At 61.5% G+C, this 19636-nt stretch carries 20 protein-coding genes; 15 read left to right on the top strand and 5 right to left on the bottom strand.

All coding sequences use genetic code 11. The features are described 5' to 3' along the window. Positions 1 to 15: 15 nt before the first annotated feature. Both ACIOUG_RS05735 and ACIOUG_RS05740 read right to left on the bottom strand, forming a co-directional pair. Entirely contained in the window at positions 16 to 738 is a 723-nt protein-coding gene (locus tag ACIOUG_RS05735) for an OmpA family protein (RefSeq protein ID WP_401063240.1), read from the bottom strand. Between the two features lie 90 nt (positions 739 to 828). Continuing rightward, positions 829 to 1524 (bottom strand): OmpA family protein, encoded by a 696-nt coding sequence (locus tag ACIOUG_RS05740; protein ID WP_401063241.1) that lies wholly within the window; start codon positions 1522 to 1524, stop codon positions 829 to 831. 197 nt (positions 1525 to 1721) lie between these two features. Between ACIOUG_RS05740 and ACIOUG_RS05745 the strand changes: the two genes are divergently transcribed. The 4 genes from ACIOUG_RS05745 to ACIOUG_RS05760 all read left to right on the top strand — a co-directional run bounded on the left by ACIOUG_RS05745 (position 1722) and on the right by ACIOUG_RS05760 (position 3507). After that, entirely contained in the window at positions 1722 to 2219 is a 498-nt protein-coding gene (locus ACIOUG_RS05745) for a DUF6231 family protein (RefSeq protein WP_041070621.1), read from the top strand. 4 nt (positions 2220 to 2223) lie between these two features. Further along, positions 2224 to 2700 (top strand): YchJ family protein, encoded by a 477-nt coding sequence (locus ACIOUG_RS05750; protein ID WP_401063244.1) that lies wholly within the window; start codon positions 2224 to 2226, stop codon positions 2698 to 2700. A gap of 112 nt (positions 2701 to 2812) precedes the next feature. Further along, positions 2813 to 3307: an LEA type 2 family protein gene (locus tag ACIOUG_RS05755; RefSeq protein WP_401063246.1), complete on the top strand. Its 495-nt coding sequence runs from the start codon at positions 2813 to 2815 to the stop codon at positions 3305 to 3307. Beyond that, positions 3304 to 3507 (top strand): SEC-C metal-binding domain-containing protein, encoded by a 204-nt coding sequence (locus ACIOUG_RS05760; RefSeq protein WP_003198420.1) that lies wholly within the window; start codon positions 3304 to 3306, stop codon positions 3505 to 3507. The genes ACIOUG_RS05755 and ACIOUG_RS05760 overlap by 4 nt, the downstream gene beginning before the upstream one ends. A 148-nt stretch (positions 3508 to 3655) precedes the next feature. On the opposite strand, the gene ACIOUG_RS05765 is transcribed toward ACIOUG_RS05760, so the two are convergent. Beyond that, positions 3656 to 4213, bottom strand: a complete 558-nt coding sequence (locus ACIOUG_RS05765; RefSeq protein WP_401063275.1) for a cysteine hydrolase family protein — start codon at positions 4211 to 4213, stop codon at positions 3656 to 3658. Positions 4214 to 4356: 143 nt separating this feature from the next. On the opposite strand from ACIOUG_RS05765, the gene ACIOUG_RS05770 reads away from it, so the two are divergent. The 11 genes from ACIOUG_RS05770 to pdeM all read left to right on the top strand — a co-directional run bounded on the left by ACIOUG_RS05770 (position 4357) and on the right by pdeM (position 18468). After that, positions 4357 to 5001, top strand: a complete 645-nt coding sequence (locus ACIOUG_RS05770; RefSeq protein ID WP_003222330.1) for a glutathione binding-like protein — start codon at positions 4357 to 4359, stop codon at positions 4999 to 5001. Positions 5002 to 5203: 202 nt separating this feature from the next. Then, complete coding sequence (locus ACIOUG_RS05775; RefSeq protein WP_401063250.1) at positions 5204 to 7651, top strand: penicillin acylase family protein; 2448 nt, start codon at positions 5204 to 5206, stop codon at positions 7649 to 7651. Between the two features lie 191 nt (positions 7652 to 7842). Continuing rightward, a complete protein-coding gene (locus tag ACIOUG_RS05780) occupies positions 7843 to 8877 on the top strand; it encodes a ligase-associated DNA damage response exonuclease (RefSeq protein WP_401063252.1) in 1035 nt (344 codons plus the stop codon). Continuing rightward, on the top strand, positions 8874 to 10562 hold the full coding sequence (locus ACIOUG_RS05785; protein ID WP_401063255.1) for an ATP-dependent DNA ligase: 1689 nt from the start codon (positions 8874 to 8876) through the stop codon (positions 10560 to 10562). Before ACIOUG_RS05780 ends, ACIOUG_RS05785 begins: the two co-directional genes overlap by 4 nt. Before the next feature lie 408 nt (positions 10563 to 10970). Continuing rightward, positions 10971 to 11753: a transporter substrate-binding domain-containing protein gene (locus ACIOUG_RS05790; protein ID WP_003222321.1), complete on the top strand. Its 783-nt coding sequence runs from the start codon at positions 10971 to 10973 to the stop codon at positions 11751 to 11753. 57 nt (positions 11754 to 11810) lie between these two features. Then, positions 11811 to 12539, top strand: a complete 729-nt coding sequence (locus ACIOUG_RS05795; protein ID WP_003222319.1) for an ABC transporter permease — start codon at positions 11811 to 11813, stop codon at positions 12537 to 12539. After that, complete coding sequence (locus ACIOUG_RS05800) at positions 12536 to 13246, top strand: ABC transporter permease (RefSeq protein WP_401063256.1); 711 nt, start codon at positions 12536 to 12538, stop codon at positions 13244 to 13246. The genes ACIOUG_RS05795 and ACIOUG_RS05800 overlap by 4 nt, the downstream gene beginning before the upstream one ends. A gap of 11 nt (positions 13247 to 13257) precedes the next feature. Continuing rightward, positions 13258 to 14376 (top strand): succinylglutamate desuccinylase/aspartoacylase family protein, encoded by a 1119-nt coding sequence (locus tag ACIOUG_RS05805; RefSeq protein WP_401063259.1) that lies wholly within the window; start codon positions 13258 to 13260, stop codon positions 14374 to 14376. Between the two features lie 13 nt (positions 14377 to 14389). Next, complete coding sequence (locus ACIOUG_RS05810; RefSeq protein ID WP_329698346.1) at positions 14390 to 15154, top strand: ATP-binding cassette domain-containing protein; 765 nt, start codon at positions 14390 to 14392, stop codon at positions 15152 to 15154. Positions 15155 to 15325: 171 nt separating this feature from the next. Continuing rightward, positions 15326 to 17815 carry a ligase-associated DNA damage response DEXH box helicase gene (locus ACIOUG_RS05815; protein ID WP_401063262.1) on the top strand — a complete coding sequence of 830 codons (2490 nt, stop codon included), beginning with the start codon at positions 15326 to 15328 and terminating at the stop codon, positions 17813 to 17815. Then, complete coding sequence (gene pdeM, locus ACIOUG_RS05820) at positions 17812 to 18468, top strand: ligase-associated DNA damage response endonuclease PdeM (protein WP_401063265.1); 657 nt, start codon at positions 17812 to 17814, stop codon at positions 18466 to 18468. The genes ACIOUG_RS05815 and pdeM overlap by 4 nt, the downstream gene beginning before the upstream one ends. A gap of 46 nt (positions 18469 to 18514) precedes the next feature. Here the strand turns inward: pdeM and ACIOUG_RS05825 are convergent, their stop codons facing one another. Next, positions 18515 to 18721: a hypothetical protein gene (locus ACIOUG_RS05825; RefSeq protein ID WP_003222309.1), complete on the bottom strand. Its 207-nt coding sequence runs from the start codon at positions 18719 to 18721 to the stop codon at positions 18515 to 18517. Positions 18722 to 18824: 103 nt separating this feature from the next. Beyond that, positions 18825 to 19391 carry a dCTP deaminase gene (dcd, locus tag ACIOUG_RS05830; protein ID WP_003222308.1) on the bottom strand — a complete coding sequence of 189 codons (567 nt, stop codon included), beginning with the start codon at positions 19389 to 19391 and terminating at the stop codon, positions 18825 to 18827. Between the last annotated feature and the right edge of the window lie 245 nt (positions 19392 to 19636).

Here is a 19636-nt window from a genome sequence, read left to right on the forward strand (position 1 = left end):
CACTACAGAGATGTCTTAGCGATTGATATGCAACTCCACGCGACGGTTTTTCGCCCGTCCCTCGTCAGTCGCATTGTCAGCCACCGGCTCGCTTTCGCCACGTCCTTCACTGGTCAGCTTGCTCGGTTCCAGACCCTGGCTCAGCAGATACGCCGCGACGCTGCTGGCGCGCCGTTCCGAAAGTGCCTGGTTATACGCATCCGAACCTTTGCTGTCGGTATGCCCGATGACCTTGATGCTGACCACGTCGGCATTGCGCAGCTTGTCCATCAGCGTATCGAGCTGGGCCTTGGCGGAAGGGGTCAGGTCCGACTTGTCGAAATCGAACAACACATTGCCGGCATCGCTGAGAGTGATGACTTCGGTTTGCGGTGCAGGTTCAGGGGTTTTTTCCGTGACCGGGTATTGCGGCAACGGGCAACCACGATGATCGACCGGGGTATTGGCCGGAGTGTCAGGGCAACGGTCGCGGCGGTCGAACACGCCATCGCCGTCTTCATCGCCATCCTGGGCGTAACAGATCAGCCCGCCGGTAAGAATCCCCAGCGCCGCGCCGCCACCGGCCCAGCCGCCACTTTCGATGGCACCGAGACCGCCACCGACCAGCCCGCCGATCAGGCTGCAGATCGGCCACGTACGTTGATTGAGGGGGGCGTCGCCATCGCTGTGGGTGGCGCAACCGGTGAGCAGGCTGCCCAGCAGCAGCACCGGTAAGACGGACCTTGAGAAAACAGTCATTGTGAAAGCTCCTGTGTCACCGGCCCATACCGGTTACACAGGAGTAAAGACCCGCATCCGCGACTGCACAAGCCGCGGATGCGAGAGGGGCTAGCGGACGATTTTGATTTCGGTACGACGGTTCTGCGCGCGGCCGTCAGCGGTTTTGTTATCCGCCACTGGCTGGCTTTCACCGGCACCACTCACCGAGACGAAGCTGGCACGCGGCACACCTTGCGAAATCAGGTATTCCACCACCGAGTGCGCACGACGATCCGACAGTTTCTTGTTGTAGGCATCGCTGCCGACGCTGTCGGTATGGCCGGTCACGGTCAGTTGCGCCGTCGACGACTCTTGTTTCAGGCGCGTGGCGACTTTATCCAGAACCTGTTTGTCGGCACCGGTCAGGGTGGCTTTGTCGAACTGGAAGTGCACATCACGAATGACGATGGTTTCTTCCTTGACCACAACCGCCTCTTCTACCACTGGCGCAGGGGCAGGTGGAGGGCAGCCGTCAGCATCGACCTGCACACCGCGAGGGGTGTGCGGGCACTTGTCGCGACTGTCCGGCACACCATCGCCGTCTTCGTCGCCGTCACCGTGCACCCAGCAGTAGGCCGCTGCCGTACCACCGACCAGCAGCGCGCCGTAGCCGGCCCACGCCGAACTTTCCGTCGCGCCGAGGCCCGCACCGACCACACCGCCGACCGCCGCACAGGTCGGCCAGTCGGTTTTCTGCAAACCTGCGCAACCAGTCAACACACTGGTTAGCAGAATCAAAGGTAATGCTGTCCGAACTATGCTCATCTGGTTTTCTCCTGAGGGATCGGCTTAGAACCGATTCACGGAGTAAAGACCGGAGTTTTAATCTCCGCCAGCAATAGGCCAGCGTCATTTGGCACCGTGTTCACAGGGATTCGGCACTTTTGCCGCAAGCGATAAATCGGGGTCTAGGCCGGATCCGTCTGGCGCGCTAGTCTTGGCGATCTGATTGAGGAGCTTCGATGAACGTCGCCATTTCTTCGCGCACGCCGCAGCAGGCGCTGGCTGCATTACTGGATCGCTATGCCCCGGCGCGTTTGCTGCTGATCGGCGCCAGCGAATTTCCGGCGCTCGCCGCTTTTAAACAAGCGCACCCGGACTGCTGCGTGGCCCACGCCGAACCCGGCGCGTTGCCCGCCGAACTCGCGGCGCGGCGCTTCGACCTGGCGCTGGTGGTCGATTGCCTGGAGCATCTGCCCAAGCGTGACGGCCTGAATCTGCTGGGCGGGATTCGCAACCTCAACGCCAGTCGCATCGCGGTGCTGGCGGACCTGCCCGCCAGCGGCTGGCAGGAAACCGATTTCTACTCGCTGGCACTGCAGGCCAGTGAACGCTTCCAGCGTGACGAGCAGGTACTGACCCTGTTCACCTATGATCTGCTTGACTACAAACAAGTCCCCGACTGGCTCAACTCGCGGTTTTGGGCCAATCCGGAAAACTTCGGCAAATACTGGTGGTAATGCAATGAGTACAGCGATTTGCCCGTGCGGCAGCGGCAACCTGCTGGAGGCCTGCTGCGGTCACTATCACGCCGGCCACCCGGCCCCATGCGCCGAAGCGCTGATGCGGTCGCGCTACAGTGCCTACGTGCTGGGGCTGATCGACTATCTGGTGGCCACCACCCTGCCCGCCCAGCAGGCGGGTCTGGATCGCCAGTCGATCAGTGCCTGGAGCGCGCAGAGCACCTGGCTCGGTCTTGAGGTCGAAAGCTCCGAAGTATTCGGCGGCCAGCCGGAACACGCCTTCGTCACCTTCACCGCGCGCTGGCACGACAGCCAGGGCGAACACAGCCACCGCGAGCGTTCCTCGTTCGTGCAGAACAATGGGCGCTGGTACTTCATCGACCCGACCGTGCAGTTGAAGCTGGGGCGCAATGACAGCTGCCCGTGTGCCAGCGGGCAGAAGTTCAAGAAGTGCTGTGCGGGGTATTTCGGCGCATAGGATCAAAAGATCGCAGCCTGCGGCAGCGCCTACAAGGAACACGACACCTGTAGGCGCTGCCGCAGGCTGCGATCTTTTTAGCGTCTAGACTGGCTGCAAAGGGAGTTAATTCATGCTCGGACTATGGCGCACACTCAAAACACTTCCCCTGCTGCTGATCCTCAGCCTCGGCGGTTGCGCCTCATGGTTCAGCGACGACAGCGTCGACCCCGCCGTGCACCTGGTGAAGGTCGAGGTGGTGCGGGCCAAATTGCTCGAGCAGAAATTCATCCTGCACTTTCGCATCGACAACCCCAACGACAGCGATCTGACCGTGCGCGGCATGGAATATCGCATTCATCTGGCGGACCTGCTGCTGGCCGAAGGCGAGCATGAACACTGGATCACCGTGGGCCCGAAAAGCAGCGCGTTGTATCGGATACCGATCCGCACCAACCTGTGGCCGCGAGTGAAGGACGTGGTGAAAATGCTCAAGAGTCCGCACCAGCAAGTGCCCTATCGACTGCAAGGCGAGTTGGAAACCGGTTTATTCATCGCCCACTACGTGCACCTGGAGCGCAATGGCGTGATAATCCCCGCCGATTTAATTCCGGAGCAAAACCGATGACTCAGCAACCTCATGTCCATGGCCCTGACTGCAACCACGATCATGACCATCATCACGATCACGACCATGGCCACGTGCACGGCCCGAACTGCGGCCACGCCCACCAGGAACCGGTGCGCAACGCCCTGAAAGACGTCGGCCGCAACGACCCTTGCCCATGCGGCAACGGCAAGAAATTCAAGAAGTGCCACGGCGCTTGATGCCCTGGGCGAAGTCCTTCTTCGCCTGACACAACGCCTTCGCGAGCAAGCCCGCTCCCACACTCGACAGCGTTCCTGCTGACTGAGCTCGGTCGAGTGTGGGAGCGGGCTTGCTCGCGAAAGGGCCGGCACATTCACCCCAAACCGTTCAGACAGCCGCCAGAATCTGCTTCGCACTGACCACCGTCGCATACTCCCCGTGCAAATTCCCCAGCGACATCCCGTGCACCTCTTCGGCTGAGCGCTGCGTGCCGAAGTAATCGGCCTTGTCGAAGGTGAAACACGCGTCCTCCACCACCCAGGCATCAAAACCCAGATTGCCCGCCGTGCGCGCTGTGGATTCCACCGAGTTGTGGGTCGCCACACCAACGATTATCAATTGCCCGATCCCCGCCTCACGCAACTGCGCTTCCAGCCCTGTGGCGCAAAACGCATCCGGCACACGTTTCTGGATCAGCCACTCGCCTTGCTGCGGCGCAAACCGTGGCTGAAATTCAACCCCCGGTTGTTCGTGCCAGAACACCGAGTCCGCCGAGTGCGACAAATGCTGCACATGAATCACCGGTCGCCCGCTGCTGCGCCATGCCCCCAGCAAGTCGAGCATGCGTTCTTCGGCCTGCGGATTATTCCGCCGCCCCAGGCGCGGATGCAGAATGCCTTGTTGCTGGTCGATAATGATCAGTGCAGCGTTGGCCTTCAGCTCCATGGCGATTTTTCTCACGGGGGTCATTGAATTTTCCGCAGTTCAGCATCACCTGCACTTATTAAGCAAGCTATCGAACACACGGGACCACCTGCTGCCGGCGTTTGCGCTACGCAACCAAGCCAATTGTTGATCTGGAGTTTGCAATGATCGATCTGTATTACTGGACCACCCCCAACGGCCACAAAATTTCGCTGTTCCTTGAGGAGGCTGGCCTGCCTTACAAGGTGCATCCGATCAACATCAGCCAGGGCGAGCAGTTTCAGCCGCACTTTCTGAAGATCGCGCCGAACAATCGGATTCCGGCGATCGTCGATCACGAACCGGCCGATGGCGGTGAGCCGCTGTCGCTGTTCGAGTCCGGAGCGATCCTCCTGTATCTGGCGGAGAAGACCGGCAAGTTCCTGCCCAAAGACCTGCGCGGCCGGCAAACCGCGTTGCAATGGTTGTTCTGGCAGATGGGCGGCCTGGGGCCGATGGCCGGGCAGAATCATCACTTCAGCCAGTTCGCCGCGGAAAAAATCCCCTACGCGATCAAACGCTACATCGACGAAACCGCGCGCCTCTACGGCGTGTTGAACAAGCAACTGGCCGATCACGAATTCGTCGCCGGCAGCGAATACAGCATCGCCGACATGGCGATCTACCCGTGGATCGTCTCGCACAAGTGGCAGAGCCAGAACCTTGAAGACTTCCCGCACGTGTTGCGCTGGTTCAACCGGATCAAGGAGCGTCCGGCGACGGTGCAGGCGTATGCCTTGGTGCAGCAGATCAACCCGCCGAAAGCCTGATTGAAGCGCAAAAGATCGCAGCCTCCGGCAGCCCCTGCAGGGTGTACGCAAGCCAATGCAGGAACTGCTGCAGGCTGCGATCTTTTCCATTCGACAGAAATACACAAATAACCCCTGCCCCCGCTTGCGCGGCCACCTCCTGCTCACTAACGTAGCGGCTTTATTGCGCCCCCAGCCTCTACACCCCCGCAGGAGCTTTGCCATGGCCTCGCCAGCCCTTACACATTTTCTACCCCGGTTCGGCGTTGCCGCAGCAGTGACCGGTGTCTTGAGCCTGTCCGGTTGCCAGACCTGGAACGCGCAGGACACCGTTCCTCCCACCTCCGGCGTGCAACCGCTCAAAGGTCTGGCACAGAACGTCTCGGTACGCCGCAATGCCATGGGCATGCCGCTGATCGAAAGCAACAGCTTCCACGACGCCCTGTTCACCCTCGGTTACGTGCATGCCAGCGACCGCATCAACCAGATGGTCACCCTGCGCCTGCTGGCCCAAGGCCGACTGGCGGAAATGTCCGGCGCTTCGATGCTCGATGCCGACCGCTACATGCGCGCGGTCAACCTGAAGAAAAGCGCCGACGAGCTGTACAAGGCCTCATCGCCACGCCTCAAGCGGTTCTTCGAAGTCTATGCGCGGGGTGTCAACGCTTACCTGTTCCGCTACGCCGACAAACTGCCGGGCGATCTCGCGTCCAGTGGTTACAAACCGGAATACTGGAAAGCGGAAGACTCGGCGCTGATCTTTGCGCTGCTGAATTTCAGCCAGTCGGCCAATCTGCCGGAAGAGATTTCCTCACTGGTACTGGCGCAAACCGTGAGCAGCGACAAACTTGCCTGGCTGACCCCGTCCGCGCCGGATGAAAATCTGCCACTGGCCGAAGCCGACAAGCTGCAAGGCCTCAAGCTCAACGGGCAGATTCCCGGCCTCAGCGAACTGAACAACGCCAGTCAACAATTGGCGGCGGTTAATCTGCTGGGCGCCAGCACTTCGAACAACTGGGCGATCGCCCCGCAACGCAGCCGCAGCGGCAAGAGCATCCTCGCCAGCGACAGCCATGGCCCACTGGCGGCACCGTCGTTGTGGACCTTCGTGCAGATCCGCGCGCCGAAATATCAGGCTGCCGGCGTCACCGTCGCCGGCCTGCCGATGGTGCTCGGTGGTTTCAACGGCAAAGTCGCGTGGAGCGCCACCAGCGTGCTTGGCGACAACCAGGACCTGTTCCTGGAAAAAATCCGCCGTCAGGGCAACAGCCTGACCTATGAGGTCAACGGCAAGTGGCAGCCTATGGGCGTACGCAACGAAACCTATTTCGTCAAAGGCCAGCGACCGATTCGCGAAGCGGTGTACGAAACCCGCCACGGTGCGCTGCTCAACAGTGCCCAGGCAGCCCAGGGCAACGGTTTTGGTCTGGCCCTGCAAACCCCGAGCTTCACCGATGACAAATCGCTGGACGCATTTTTTGACCTGACCCGCGCGCAGAATGTTGAACGCGCTTCGGACGCCAGCCGCGAGATCCGCGCCATCGCCCTGAACATGGTATTCGCCGACGCCAGCAACATCGGCTGGCAAGTCACCGGACGTTTCCCCAACCGGCGCGAAGGCGAAGGTCTGCTGCCGTCGCCGGGCTGGGAAGGTCGTTATGACTGGGACGGGTATGCCGACCCGATGCTCCACCCGTACGATCAGGACCCGGCCCAGGGCTGGCTCGGCACCGCCAACCAGCGGGTCATTCCTCACGGTTACGGCATGCAGCTGTCCAATTCCTGGGCGGCGCCGGAACGCGGCGAGCGTCTGGCGGAACTGGCCGGCAGCGGCAAACAGGACGGTCGCAGCGTGATCGCCATGCAGTACGACCAGACCACCACGTTCGCCGCCAAGCTGAAGAAAATGTTCGAAGCGCCGGGCATGAAGCAGCCGCTGAAACAGGCGATCGACGCCCTGCCGGACGCCGATCGCAGCAAGGCTCGTGAGGCCTTCAGCCGGTTGATGGCGTTTGACGGCAAGCTCAGCCCGACGTCGGCTGATGCGGCGATCTATGAACTGTTCCTGCAAGAAAGCATGCAGCAGATCTTCCTCGACGAACTCGGCCCCGAGTCGAGCCCGGCGTGGAAAGCCTTTATCGCCAATGGCGACTTGTCCTACGCAGCGCAGGCCGATCACCTGCTCGGGCGCGAAGACAGCCCGTTCTGGGATGACATTCGTACCCCGCAGAAAGAAGACAAAGCGCTGATTCTGGCGCGCAGTCTGGCGGCCGCGATCAGCGCTGGCGACAGTCAGTTGGGTGGCGATCGCAAGGCCTGGCAGTGGGGCAAACTGCATGGCTACACGTGGAAAAACGCCAGCGGCCAGACCGTTCGCGGCCCACTGGCAGCCGGCGGCGATCACACCACGCTCAATACCGCGGCGTTTGCCTGGGGCAAGGACTTCAACACCACCCGCGCACCCTCGATGCGTTTCATCGTCGACTTCAGCCAGGCTGAGCCACTGATGGGGCAGAACGGTACCGGCCAGTCGGGTAACCCGGCCAGCCCGAACTACCTCAATGGCATTGATGCCTGGCTCAAGGGCCAGTACATCGGCTTGCCGATGCAGCCGCAGAACTTTGACCGGGTTTACGGCAAAAACCGATTGACCCTCACCCCCGGCAAATAAACGCAATCCCTTTGTAGGAGTGAGCCTGCTCGCGATCGCGGTCTGACCTTCAAAAATTGAAGCGTCTGACACACCGTGATCGCGAGCAGGCTCACTCCTACAGGGACTTTGTGCCGACCTGAAAATAATCGATAGAACTTCCGGACTCGCGCCCACCTCATAGCTAACAAGCCCTCCATTCAGGTAACGACATGGACCTTGTTATCGCCCGCCCCGAAGGTTTGTACTGCCCTGCCGGGGATTTCTACATTGATCCGTGGCGCCCGGTCGAGCGCTCGGTGATCACCCATGCCCACGGCGATCACGCCCGTAACGGCAATCAGCATTACCTTGCCAGCAGCGCCAGCGAAGGGATTTTGCGTGCGCGTCTGGGTCAGGACATCAACCTGCAAACCCTCGCCTACGGCCAGCGGCTGACCCACCACGGCGTGACCTTGAGTTTCCATCCCGCCGGCCATGTGCTCGGTTCGGCCCAGGTGCGCCTGGAATACGGCGGCGAAGTCTGGGTCGCGTCCGGCGATTACAAGATCGAGCCCGATGGCACCTGCGCGCCATTCGAACCGGTGCGCTGCCATACCTTCATCACCGAATCGACCTTCGGCCTGCCAATCTATCGCTGGCAACCGCAGGCGCAGGTGTTCAGCGAGATCAACCAGTGGTGGCAGGCGAACATCGCTGCGGGCAAGGCCAGCGTGCTGTTCTGCTATTCGTTCGGCAAGGCGCAGCGAATTCTGCACGGCATCGACGCCAGCCTCGGGCCGATCCTCAGCCATGGCGCCGTCGAGCCGCTGAACCGGGTCTATCGCGAGGCCGGGGTGTACCTGCCGCCAACGATCTACGCCGGCGACGTGAAAAAGTCCGACCCGATCATGCGTCAGGCGCTGGTCATCGCCCCGCCCTCGGCCGGTGGCAGCACCTGGATGCGCCGTTTCGGCGATTTGAGCGATGCCTTCGCCAGCGGCTGGATGCGCCTGCGCGGCACCCGCCGGCGGCGTGGCGTGGATCGCGGTTTCGTGCTGTCGGATCACGCCGATTGGCCAGGTCTGCTTTGGGCCATCGAACAGACCGGCGCCGAGCGGGTGATGGTCACCCACGGCTCGATCGGCGTGCTGGTCCGCCATCTGCGTGAACAAGGCCTGGATGCGCAGGGTTTCAACACCGAATACGGCGACGACGAGGAGGAAAACATCGACGCCGAACCGGCCATCCCCGAGGTGCAAGCATGAAAGCCTTCGCCGAGTTGTACGCCGAACTCGACGCCACCACGTCCAGCAACGCCAAACTGGCCGCCATGCAAGGTTACTTTGCTCAAGCTGCTCCGCAGGACGCGGCGTGGGCGGTGTACTTTCTCTCGGGCGGACGCCCGCGGCAACTGGTACCGGTGCGCATCCTGCGCGAACTGGCGGTGGAGGTTTCGGGGCTGCAACCTTGGCTGTTCGAGGAAAGTTATCAATCCGTCGGCGATCTGGCGGAAACCATTTCTTTAGTGCTGCCGGAAAATTCGCACAGCTCCGAAGCCGGCCTTGCCGAATGGATCGAAGACAAGTTGCTGCCACTGCGCGGTGAAACCCCGGAATACCTCGCCCGCCAACTGCCGGCGCTGTGGGCGCAACTGGATCGGCCGAGCCTGATGCTGTGCATCAAGTTGATCACCGGCAGCTTCCGCGTCGGCGTGTCGAAACTGCTGGTCACCCGCGCGCTGGCGTCGATGGCCGGCCTCGACAGCAAACGCGTGGCGCAACGGCTGGTGGGGTACACCGACCTGTCAAACCGGCCGAACGCGGCCAGCTACTTGAAACTGATCGCGCCGGAATCCGCCGACGAACACGCCCAGCGTGGCGGCCAGCCCTACCCGTTTTTCCTCGCGCATGCCTTGTCGCAACCGGTCGAGGAATTTGCAGGGCTGCTGGGGCCGGCGAGCAACTGGCAGGTGGAATGGAAGTGGGATGGCATCCGTGCGCAAGTAGTCAAGCGCGAGGGTCGGCTGTGGGTCTGGTCGCGGGGTGAGGAACTGGTCACCGAGCGCTTCCCCGAGTTCGACACGCTGGTCCACGCGTTACCCGACGGCACAGTGATCGACGGCGAAATCGTGGTCTGGAAAAGCACCCATCCGAGCACCGAAGACGCCTTCGATCCGCAATCGACCGCACCGCCGGCGGTGCAACCCTTCGCCCTGTTGCAGCAACGCATCGGGCGCAAAACCCTCGACAGGAAAATCCTCGAAGAAGTGCCGGTGGTGGTGCTCGCCTACGACTTGCTGGAATGGCAGGGCGAAGATTGGCGCAACCGCCCGCAGGCCGAACGGCGGGCGCAACTGGAGCAAGTCATCGCTCACGGTAACAACCCGGTGTTACTGGCCTCGCCGATTCTCACCGGCAGCGACTGGTTCGATCTCGCCCGGCAGCGTGAAGCCTCACGGCGACTGGGGGTCGAGGGCATGATGCTCAAGGCCCGCGACGCCCTGTATGGCGTGGGCCGGACCAAGGACATGGGCGTGTGGTGGAAGTGGAAGGTCGATCCGTTCAGCGTCGATGCGGTGTTGATCTATGCTCAGCGCGGACATGGCCGGCGCGCCAGTCTGTACAGCGATTACACCTTCGCCGTGTGGGACGGCCCGCCCGAATCCAGCCAACGAGCGCTGGTGCCGTTCGCCAAGGCCTATTCGGGGCTGACCGACGAGGAAATGCGTCAGGTCGACAGCATCGTGCGCAAGACCACCGTGGAAAAATTCGGCCCGGTCAGCAGCGTCAAACCGAGTCTGGTGTTCGAGTTGGGGTTCGAAGGCATCGCCCTGTCGCGACGGCACAAGAGCGGGATTGCCGTGCGCTTTCCGCGAATGCTGCGCTGGCGCCAGGACAAGACGGTGGATGAGGCCGACAGCCTGGCGACGTTGCAGGATTTGCTGGCCTGACCCGGTTTTCCGGGACATTCATCACCTTTGACTGAAGAAAGTCCCTGTGGCGAGGGAATTTTGTGGTGAGGGGATTTATCCCCGATGGGCTGCGAAGCGGCCCCTCAGCTTCCTTCAGTAGACCGCGTGTATCGGATTTGCGACTGCTGCGCAGCCGATCGGGGATAAATCCCCTCGCTACAAGTATTCTGAATCACTTAAAAATGCACGCATCGACCCAACTTGGTGCAGCCTTCAACAGCCGCCCATTTCCGTGCACCAATCCCTCGCCCTCCGCCCTTCCCCAACCTTTTAAAACACTTGTTCGGGACTCTGGTTCGGAAATTGCTACTTTCTATAGGTCGTACGCGTTGCAGTAACAATAATTCTGCGCCACAAGCGCTCATATTGGTTCTTAGGGATTGAATAATGAAAAAAGCATTGCTGACCCTTTCTGCACTGGCGTTGTGCATGGCTGCCGGCTCCGCGCTGGCCAAGGAATACAAAGAGCTGCGTTTTGGCGTTGATCCTTCCTACGCACCGTTCGAGTCGAAAGCGGCCGACGGCAGCCTGGTGGGCTTCGACATCGACCTGGGCAACGCGATCTGCGCCGAGCTGAAGGTCAAGTGCAAATGGGTTGAAAGCGACTTCGACGGCATGATTCCGGGCCTCAACGCCAACAAATTCGACGGTGTGATCTCGTCGATGACCGTGACCCCGGCCCGTGAAAAGGCGATCGACTTCTCCAGCGAGCTGTTCTCCGGCCCGACTTCCTACGTGTTCAAGAAGGGTTCCGGCCTGAGCGATGACGTCGCTTCCCTCAAGGGCAAGTCTGTCGGTTACGAGCAAGGCACCATTCAGGAAGCCTACGCCAAAGCCGTGCTGGAGAAGGCCGGGGTGAAAATCCAGGCGTACGCCAACCAGGATCAGGTCTACGCCGACCTGAAAAACGGCCGTCTCGACGCCTCGATCCAGGACATGCTGCAAGCCGAACTGGGCTTTTTGAAGTCGCCGGATGGCGCCAACTATGAAGTCAGCAAGCCGGTCGACAGCGAATTGCTGCCAGCCAAAACCGCTGTCGGTATTAAGAAAGGTAACAAAGAGCTGAAGGCGCTTTTAGATAAAGGTATCAAAGCGTTACACGATGACGGCAAATACGCCGAGATTCAAAAGAAACACTTTGGCGATCTGAATCTGTACAGCGGTAAATAATGCCCTGGCGCCCATCGTTCGATGGGCGCCTTTTCCATCCGCTCAGGTTGCTGATTTATGTTCGAAAACCTCTTACAAAATCTGGGGCTCTCCGCCTTCAGCCTCAAAGGCTTTGGCCCGTTGCTGTTGGAAGGCACCTGGATGACCATCAAATTGTCGGCGTTGTCGCTACTGGTGGCCGTATTGCTCGGCCTCTTGGGCGCCAGTGCCAAACTGTCGAAATCCAAACTGTTGCGCCTGCCTGCCCAGCTCTACACCACGCTGATTCGCGGGGTGCCGGATCTGGTGCTGATGCTGTTGATCTTCTACAGCCTGCAAACCTGGCTGACGGCCCTGACCGACGTCATGGAATGGGACTACATCGAAATCGACTCCTTTACCGCCGGGGTGATCACCCTGGGCTTCATCTATGGCGCGTATTTCACCGAAACCTTCCGTGGGGCGATCCTCGCCGTACCGCGCGGGCAGGTCGAAGCAGCCACCGCCTATGGCCTCAAACGTGGCCAGCGCTTTCGCTTCGTGGTGTTCCCGCAAATGATGCGCTTCGCCCTGCCGGGCATCGGCAACAACTGGATGGTGATGCTCAAGGCCACCGCGCTGGTGTCGATCATCGGTCTGGCCGACCTGGTCAAAGCCGCGCAGGACGCCGGTAAAAGCACCTATCAACTGTTCTACTTCCTGGTACTCGCCGCCTTGATCTATCTGCTGATCACCAGTGCTTCGAACGTCATCCTGCGCTGGCTCGAGCGTCGCTACGCCGCCGGTGCCCGGGAGGCCGTACGATGATCGAACTCCTGCAGGAATACTGGAAACCCTTCCTTTATACCGACGGCAACAACATCACCGGCCTGGCGATGACGATGTGGCTGCTCAGCGCCTCGATCTTCATTGGCTTCCTGGTGTCGATTCCGCTGTCGATTGCCCGGGTCTCGTCGCACTTCTATGTGCGCTGGCCGGTGCAGTTCTACACCTACCTGTTCCGGGGCACGCCGCTCTACATCCAGCTGCTGATCTGCTACACCGGGATCTACAGCCTGGCCGCCGTGCGCGCGCAGCCGTTGCTCGACAGTTTCTTTCGCGATGCGATGAACTGCACGATCCTCGCGTTCGCCCTGAACACCTGCGCTTACACCACGGAGATTTTCGCCGGGGCGATCCGCAGCATGAACCATGGTGAAGTCGAAGCGGCCAAGGCCTACGGGCTGACCGGCTGGAAGCTGTACGCCTACGTGATCATGCCGTCGGCGCTGCGCCGTTCGTTGCCGTATTACAGCAACGAAGTGATCCTGATTCTGCACTCGACCACCGTGGCCTTCACCGCGACCATCCCCGACATCCTGAAAGTTGCGCGGGACGCCAACTCGGCGACCTACCTGACCTTCCAGTCGTTCGGCATCGCCGCGCTGATCTACCTGACCATCACCTTCGCGCTGGTCGGCCTGTTCCGCCTTGCCGAACGCCGATGGCTGGCCTTCCTCGGGCCGACCCACTAGGAAACCCTGTAATGCGACACCAGATCCATGACCTGTTGGCCCCGGTGCCGGGGACCGCACGACAGATCCACAGCTTCCACTTCGGCCCGCAGCAGGCCCAAGGCAAGATCTACATCCAGTCCTCGCTGCATGCCGACGAAATGCCCGGCATGCTCGTCGCCTGGCACCTCAAGCAGCGGCTGGCGGAGCTGGAAGCCGCCGGGCGCCTGCGCAGCCAGATCGTGCTGGTGCCGGTGGCCAATCCGGTCGGCCTCGAACAAGTGCTGATGGACGTGCCGCTGGGCCGTTACGAAATGGAGAGCGGGCAGAATTTCAATCGCTGGTTCGTCGACCTCAGCGAAGAAATCGGCAACGACATTGAAGGCAAGCTGAGCGACGACCCGCAACGCAACCTTGAGCTGATCCGCGCCAGCCTGCGCAACGCGCTCGCCCGTCAGACCGCCGCCACGCAACTGCAATCCCAGCGCCTGACCCTGCAACGGCTGGCGTGCGATGCCGACATGGTGCTCGACCTGCACTGCGATTTCGAATCAGTGGTTCATCTCTACACCACGCCCGAAGCGTGGCCGCAGGTCGAGCCGCTGGCGCGTTACATCGAGGCCCAGGCCAGTCTGCTGGCCACCGACTCCGGCGGCCAGTCGTTCGACGAATGCTTCACCCTGCTGTGGTGGCAACTGCAGGAGCGCTTTGGCGAACACTTCGAGATTCCGATGGGCAGTTTTTCGGTGACCGTGGAGTTGCGCGGCCAGGGTGACGTCAATCACCCGATGGCCAGCCGTGACTGCCAGGCCTTGATCGATTACCTGATCCAGTTCGACGCGATCGTCGGCGAGACCAAGCCACAGCCGCCCCTGCCCTTCCCCGCCACGCCGCTGGCCGGCGTCGAACCGGTGACCACGCCGGTGGGCGGCTTGCTCGTGTACACCGCCACGCCCGGACAATACCTGCACGCCGGGCAACAGATTGCCGAAATCATCGACCCGATCCACGACCGGGTCACCCCCATTCATTGCACCGCCGCCGGCCTGCTGTACGCCCGCTCGCTGCGGCGCATGGCCACTGCCGGCATGGTGATCGCCCACGTAGCGGGCGCTGAAGCCTATCGCAGCGGCTACCTACTTTCGCCTTGAGGATGTCTGTCCCATGTACAAATTGACTGTTGAAGGTCTGCACAAAAGCTATGGCGACCATCAGGTACTCAAAGGCGTTTCGCTCAAGGCCAAAACCGGCGACGTGATCAGCCTGATCGGCGCCAGCGGTTCGGGCAAAAGCACCTTTTTGCGCTGCATCAACTTCCTCGAACAACCCAACGATGGCGCCATGAGCCTCGATGGCCAGGCGATCCGCATGGTCACCGACCGCCACGGCATGCACGTCGCCGACCCGAATGAACTGCAACGCCTGCGCACGCGACTGGCGATGGTCTTCCAGCATTTCAACCTGTGGAGCCACATGACTGTGCTGGAAAACATCACCATGGCTCCGCGCCGGGTGCTGGGTTGCAGCAAGCAGGAAGCTGAAGACCGCGCCCGCCGTTATCTGGACAAGGTCGGCCTGCCCGCACGGGTTGCCGATCAATACCCGGCGTTTCTCTCTGGCGGCCAGCAACAGCGGGTGGCGATTGCCCGGGCACTGGCGATGGAACCGGAAGTCATGCTGTTCGACGAACCAACCTCGGCACTCGATCCAGAATTGGTGGGTGAGGTGCTGCGGGTGATTCAGGGTCTGGCTGAAGAAGGCCGGACAATGATCATGGTGACCCATGAGATGAGCTTTGCGCGCAAGGTCTCCAGTCAGGTGCTGTTCCTGCATCAAGGCCTGGTGGAAGAAGAAGGCGCACCGGAAGAGGTGCTGGGCAATCCGCGCAGCGAACGGCTGAAGCAGTTCCTCAGCGGTAACCTCAAGTAACCCGAATCCCCCGTGTAGGAGCTGCCGCAGGCTGCGATCTTTTGAAGTTGCCTTTCAAGATCAAAAGATCGCAGCCTGCGGCAGCTCCTACATTGGGGTTGCGGTGTGATTAAACCTTTCGCATGTCGGCGCGGTCACTGAAGGAACACCTTCAGAGCGCACGCCGCCGGTATGCCGACCTCCACCGACTTCGCAAAACTCTGGTTCAGCGCACGCAACTGGAAGCCGTTCGCCTTTCAAAAGCAGGTGTGGGCCGCCGTCAAACAAGGTCAGTCGGGCCTGCTCCACGCCAGCACCGGCGCCGGTAAAACCTATGCAGTGTGGTTCGCCGCACTCAACCGCTTCGCCCGATCAGCCGCCCCCGCAGCTACAACCAGCAAACGCAAACCCCAGAGCGAACCGCTGACCGTGCTGTGGATCACGCCGATGCGCGCCCTCGCCGCCGACACCGCCCGCGCCCTGCAAGCGCCGGTCAGCGATTTGCAGATCCCGTGGAGCATCGGTCTGCGCACCGGCGACACCAGCAGCGCCGAACGCGCGCGACAGGGCCGACGCCTGCCGACCACGTTGATCACCACCCCGGAAAGCCTGACCCTGCTGCTCGCCCGCGCCGACGCCAGGACTGCCTTGGCGAGCCTGCGGATGATCGTCGTCGATGAATGGCACGAACTGCTCGGCAACAAACGCGGCGTACAGCTGCAACTGGCCCTCGCCCGCCTGCGCCATTGGCAACCCGAACTGATCGTCTGGGGCGTGTCCGCCACCCTCGGTAATCAAGCCCACGCCGAACAGGTGCTGATCCCACAGGGCGGTGGCATCAGCGTGCAGGGCCAGAGCGAAAAATCACTCAAGGTCGACACCTTGATCCCACCGGCCATCGAGCGTTTTCCGTGGGCCGGGCACATCGGTCTGAAGATGTTGCCGCAAGTGGTCGCCGAACTCGACGCCTGCGCCAGCAGTCTGGTGTTCACCAATACCCGTGCACAGTCGGAAATCTGGTATCAGGCGCTGCTCGAAGCGCGGCCGGACTGGGCCGGGTTGATCGCGCTGCACCACAGCTCACTGTCCCGCGAGACCCGCGACTGGGTCGAGCAAGCGTTAAAGGACGGCAAGTTGAAAGCCGTGGTCTGCACCTCAAGCCTGGATCTGGGCGTGGACTTTTTACCGGTGGAACGGGTCCTGCAGATCGGCTCGGCCAAAGGCGTGGCGCGGCTGATGCAACGCGCCGGGCGCTCCGGTCACGCGCCAGGGCGCACCTCGCGAGTGACGCTGGTGCCGACCCACAGCCTGGAACTGATTGAAGCCGCCGCCGCAGGCGACGCCGTGGCGCAACGACTCATCGAACCGCGTCTGTCGCCGCACAAACCGCTGGATGTGCTGGTGCAGCATCTGGTCAGCATGGCGCTGGGCGGTGGCTTTATTCCCGAAGAGCTGTACGAAGAAGTCCGTGGTGCCTGGGCCTATCGTGACCTTACCCTGGCGGATTGGGCCTGGGCGCTGGCTTTCGTACGTCACGGCGGGATGTCGCTGACAGCCTATCCGGATTACCGCCGGGTCGAACCGGACGAACACGGCGTCTGGCGTGTACCCGATGCGCGATTGGCGCGCCGTCATCGCATGAGCATCGGCACCATCGTCAGCGACGCGAGCATCAACCTGAAATTCTGGAGCAAGGGTGGCGGCGGCAAGCAGTTGGGCAGCGTCGAGGAGGGCTTTATCGCCCGTCTGAAACCGGGTGACGGCTTTCTGTTCGCCGGGCGCCTGCTGGAATTGGTGCGGGTGGAGAACATGACCGCGTACGTCAAACGCAGCACGGCGAAAAAAGCCGCCGTGCCGCGCTGGAATGGCGGAAGGATGCCGCTTTCCAACGAACTGGCCGCCGCCGTGGTCAGCCGCTTCACGGCGGCCGACCGCGGTGAGTTCGTCGGCCCGGAAATGCACGCGCTGCAACCATTGCTGCAAACCCAGGCGCGCTGGTCGGGTCTGCCCACCTCCGACAGTCTGTTGGCGGAAGTGCTGAAATCCCGCGAGGGCTGGCACCTTTTTCTCTACCCGTTTGCCGGGCGCCAAGTGCATCTGGGGCTCGCCAGCCTGTTGGCCTGGCGCGTCAGTCAGCGCCAGCCGCTGACGTTCTCGATTGCGGTGAATGATTACGGGCTGGAGTTGCTCAGTGCCACGCCGGTTGATTGGTCCGGGCAACTCGATGCGCCGCTGCTCAGCCCCGAACATCTGCTGCGCGACGTGCTGGCCAGCCTCAATGCCGGTGAGCTGGCGTTGCGGCGCTTTCGCGAGATCGCGCGGATCGCCGGGCTGGTGTTCGCCGGTTATCCCGGCGCGCCGAAAAGCACCCGTCAGGTGCAGGCCTCCAGCGGATTGTTCTTCGAAGTGTTCAAGCAATACGACGCCGACAACCTGCTGTTGGCTCAGGCCGGGGAAGAAGTCTTACGGGAAGAACTGGATATTCGTCGTCTGGAACAGACATTGGAGCGGATCAACCGGATGAAACTGGACATGCACCTGATCAAACGTCCTACACCGCTGGGCTTTCCGTTGCTGGTGGAGCGCATGCGCGAAAGCATGAGTTCGGAAAAACTCGCCGACCGCATCCGGCGCATGGTCGGCGATCTGGAGCAATCCGCCGACAAGGGGCAAGCCTCATGAGTGCAGCTTATCCCGTGCGGCTGGCCGGCGAAGAACTCTGGTTGCTGCCGGAAAAGGCCCTGTACTGGCCGGCGCAGCAAGCACTGCTGATCGCCGATGTGCATTTCGGCAAGGCCGCGGCCTACCGCCGCCTCGGCCAGCCAGTGCCACAAGGCACCACGACGGCGAATATCGAAGTGCTCGACCGCTTGCTGGCGAGACTGCCCTGCCGGCAGCTGATTTTCCTCGGTGACTTTCTGCACGGCCCCGGTTCGCATGCGCCGGGCACCCTGAATGCCTTGGCCGAATGGCGCGCACGGCACGCGGCTCTGCCGATGACACTGATTCGTGGGAATCACGACAAACGTGCCGGCGATCCGCCCCTGTCGTTGAACATCAGGGTAGTGCCGGAGCCGCTGCTGCTCGGGCCGTTTGCCTTGCAGCACGAACCCGACCCGCATCCCGAACGACATGTGCTGGCCGGCCACGTGCATCCGGTCTATCGGCTTAACGGCAAGGGGCGGCAGCGTTTGCGCCTGGCGTGCTTCCGCCTGGGCGAGCGTTTGAGCCTGATGCCAGCGTTTGGCGCATTTACCGGCGGCTATCCGGTAGAGAAGGACGAAGCCTGCAGGATTTTTGTCATCGGCGACGACGAAATATGGCCAGTCAGCTGAGGTCTTGGGCAAACCTCAGCTGACTGGCCATTCTTGGGGTAGCAGCTCAGGCCACTGGCGCGGGTGGTGGCTCGTCCGGCAGCGTCGGCTCGCCAGGTTCGGTCGGTTGTTCGTTGGGGGTGTCGGGATCAGGCTGGCCGGGAATCCCGCCGGCCATGTTCAGCGGGTGGGCCAACAAGGACCAGGCCAGAACGCCAACCTGATTGGGCTCAAGCCTTGCCAGTTCAGCGGTGATATGCGGATCGATCTTCATGGAACCCTCCTCGGCGAAGGCCCGCTTTGCCAGAAGCAAAAACGGGCAGTACACCCCATAGAGTGTCTGCCCGCCAAAGAATTCCCGCGAACTGCCGGATGGCTCAGGTACGCGGCAGAGTCACGCCACGCTGGCCCTGATATTTACCGCCGCGATCCTTGTACGAAACTTCGCATTGCTCGTCGGATTCGAGGAACAGCATCTGCGCCACGCCTTCGTTGGCGTAGATTTTCGCCGGGAGGTTGGTGGTGTTGGAGAATTCCAGGGTCACGTGGCCTTCCCACTCAGGCTCGAGCGGGGTCACGTTAACGATGATGCCGCAGCGCGCGTAGGTGCTTTTACCCAGGCAGATGGTCAATACGTTGCGCGGAATGCGGAAGTATTCGACGGTGCTGGCCAGGGCGAAGGAGTTCGGCGGAATGATGCAGACGTCGCTGTGAATGTCGACGAAGCTGCCGGCGTCGAAGTTCTTCGGATCGACGATCGCCGAATTGATGTTGGTGAACACCTTGAAATGGTTGGTGCAGCGCACATCGTAGCCGTAGCTCGACACACCGTAGGAGATCACTCGGCTGTCGTCGCTGCCACGCACCTGGCGCTCGACGAACGGCTCGATCATGCCGTGTTCCTGCGCCATGCGGCGAATCCACTTGTCCGATTTGATGCTCATGGCGGGTGTCCTGAATAGCGAGGTGGAAAAAATCTGTCCGGCATCTTACCGGGCGCGCCGCCGGGTTCAAAGTCCGCGCTGCAATTCTCGCCGAACACGCTGGAAATACGGGCTCTGGCGACGAACCGTCACACCGCCGATCCCTAAAACAGAGAAACCTTCGCAAGAAACATTGGCACGTTCCGGAAAAAGGGTTAAGGTGGCGCCACTGTGTTGCTTGTGTCACTGAGAATCTCTACACGATA

This window comes from Pseudomonas sp. NPDC087803 (assembly GCF_044742995.1).
In the GTDB taxonomy this organism is placed as follows: Bacteria; Pseudomonadota; Gammaproteobacteria; order Pseudomonadales; family Pseudomonadaceae; genus Aquipseudomonas.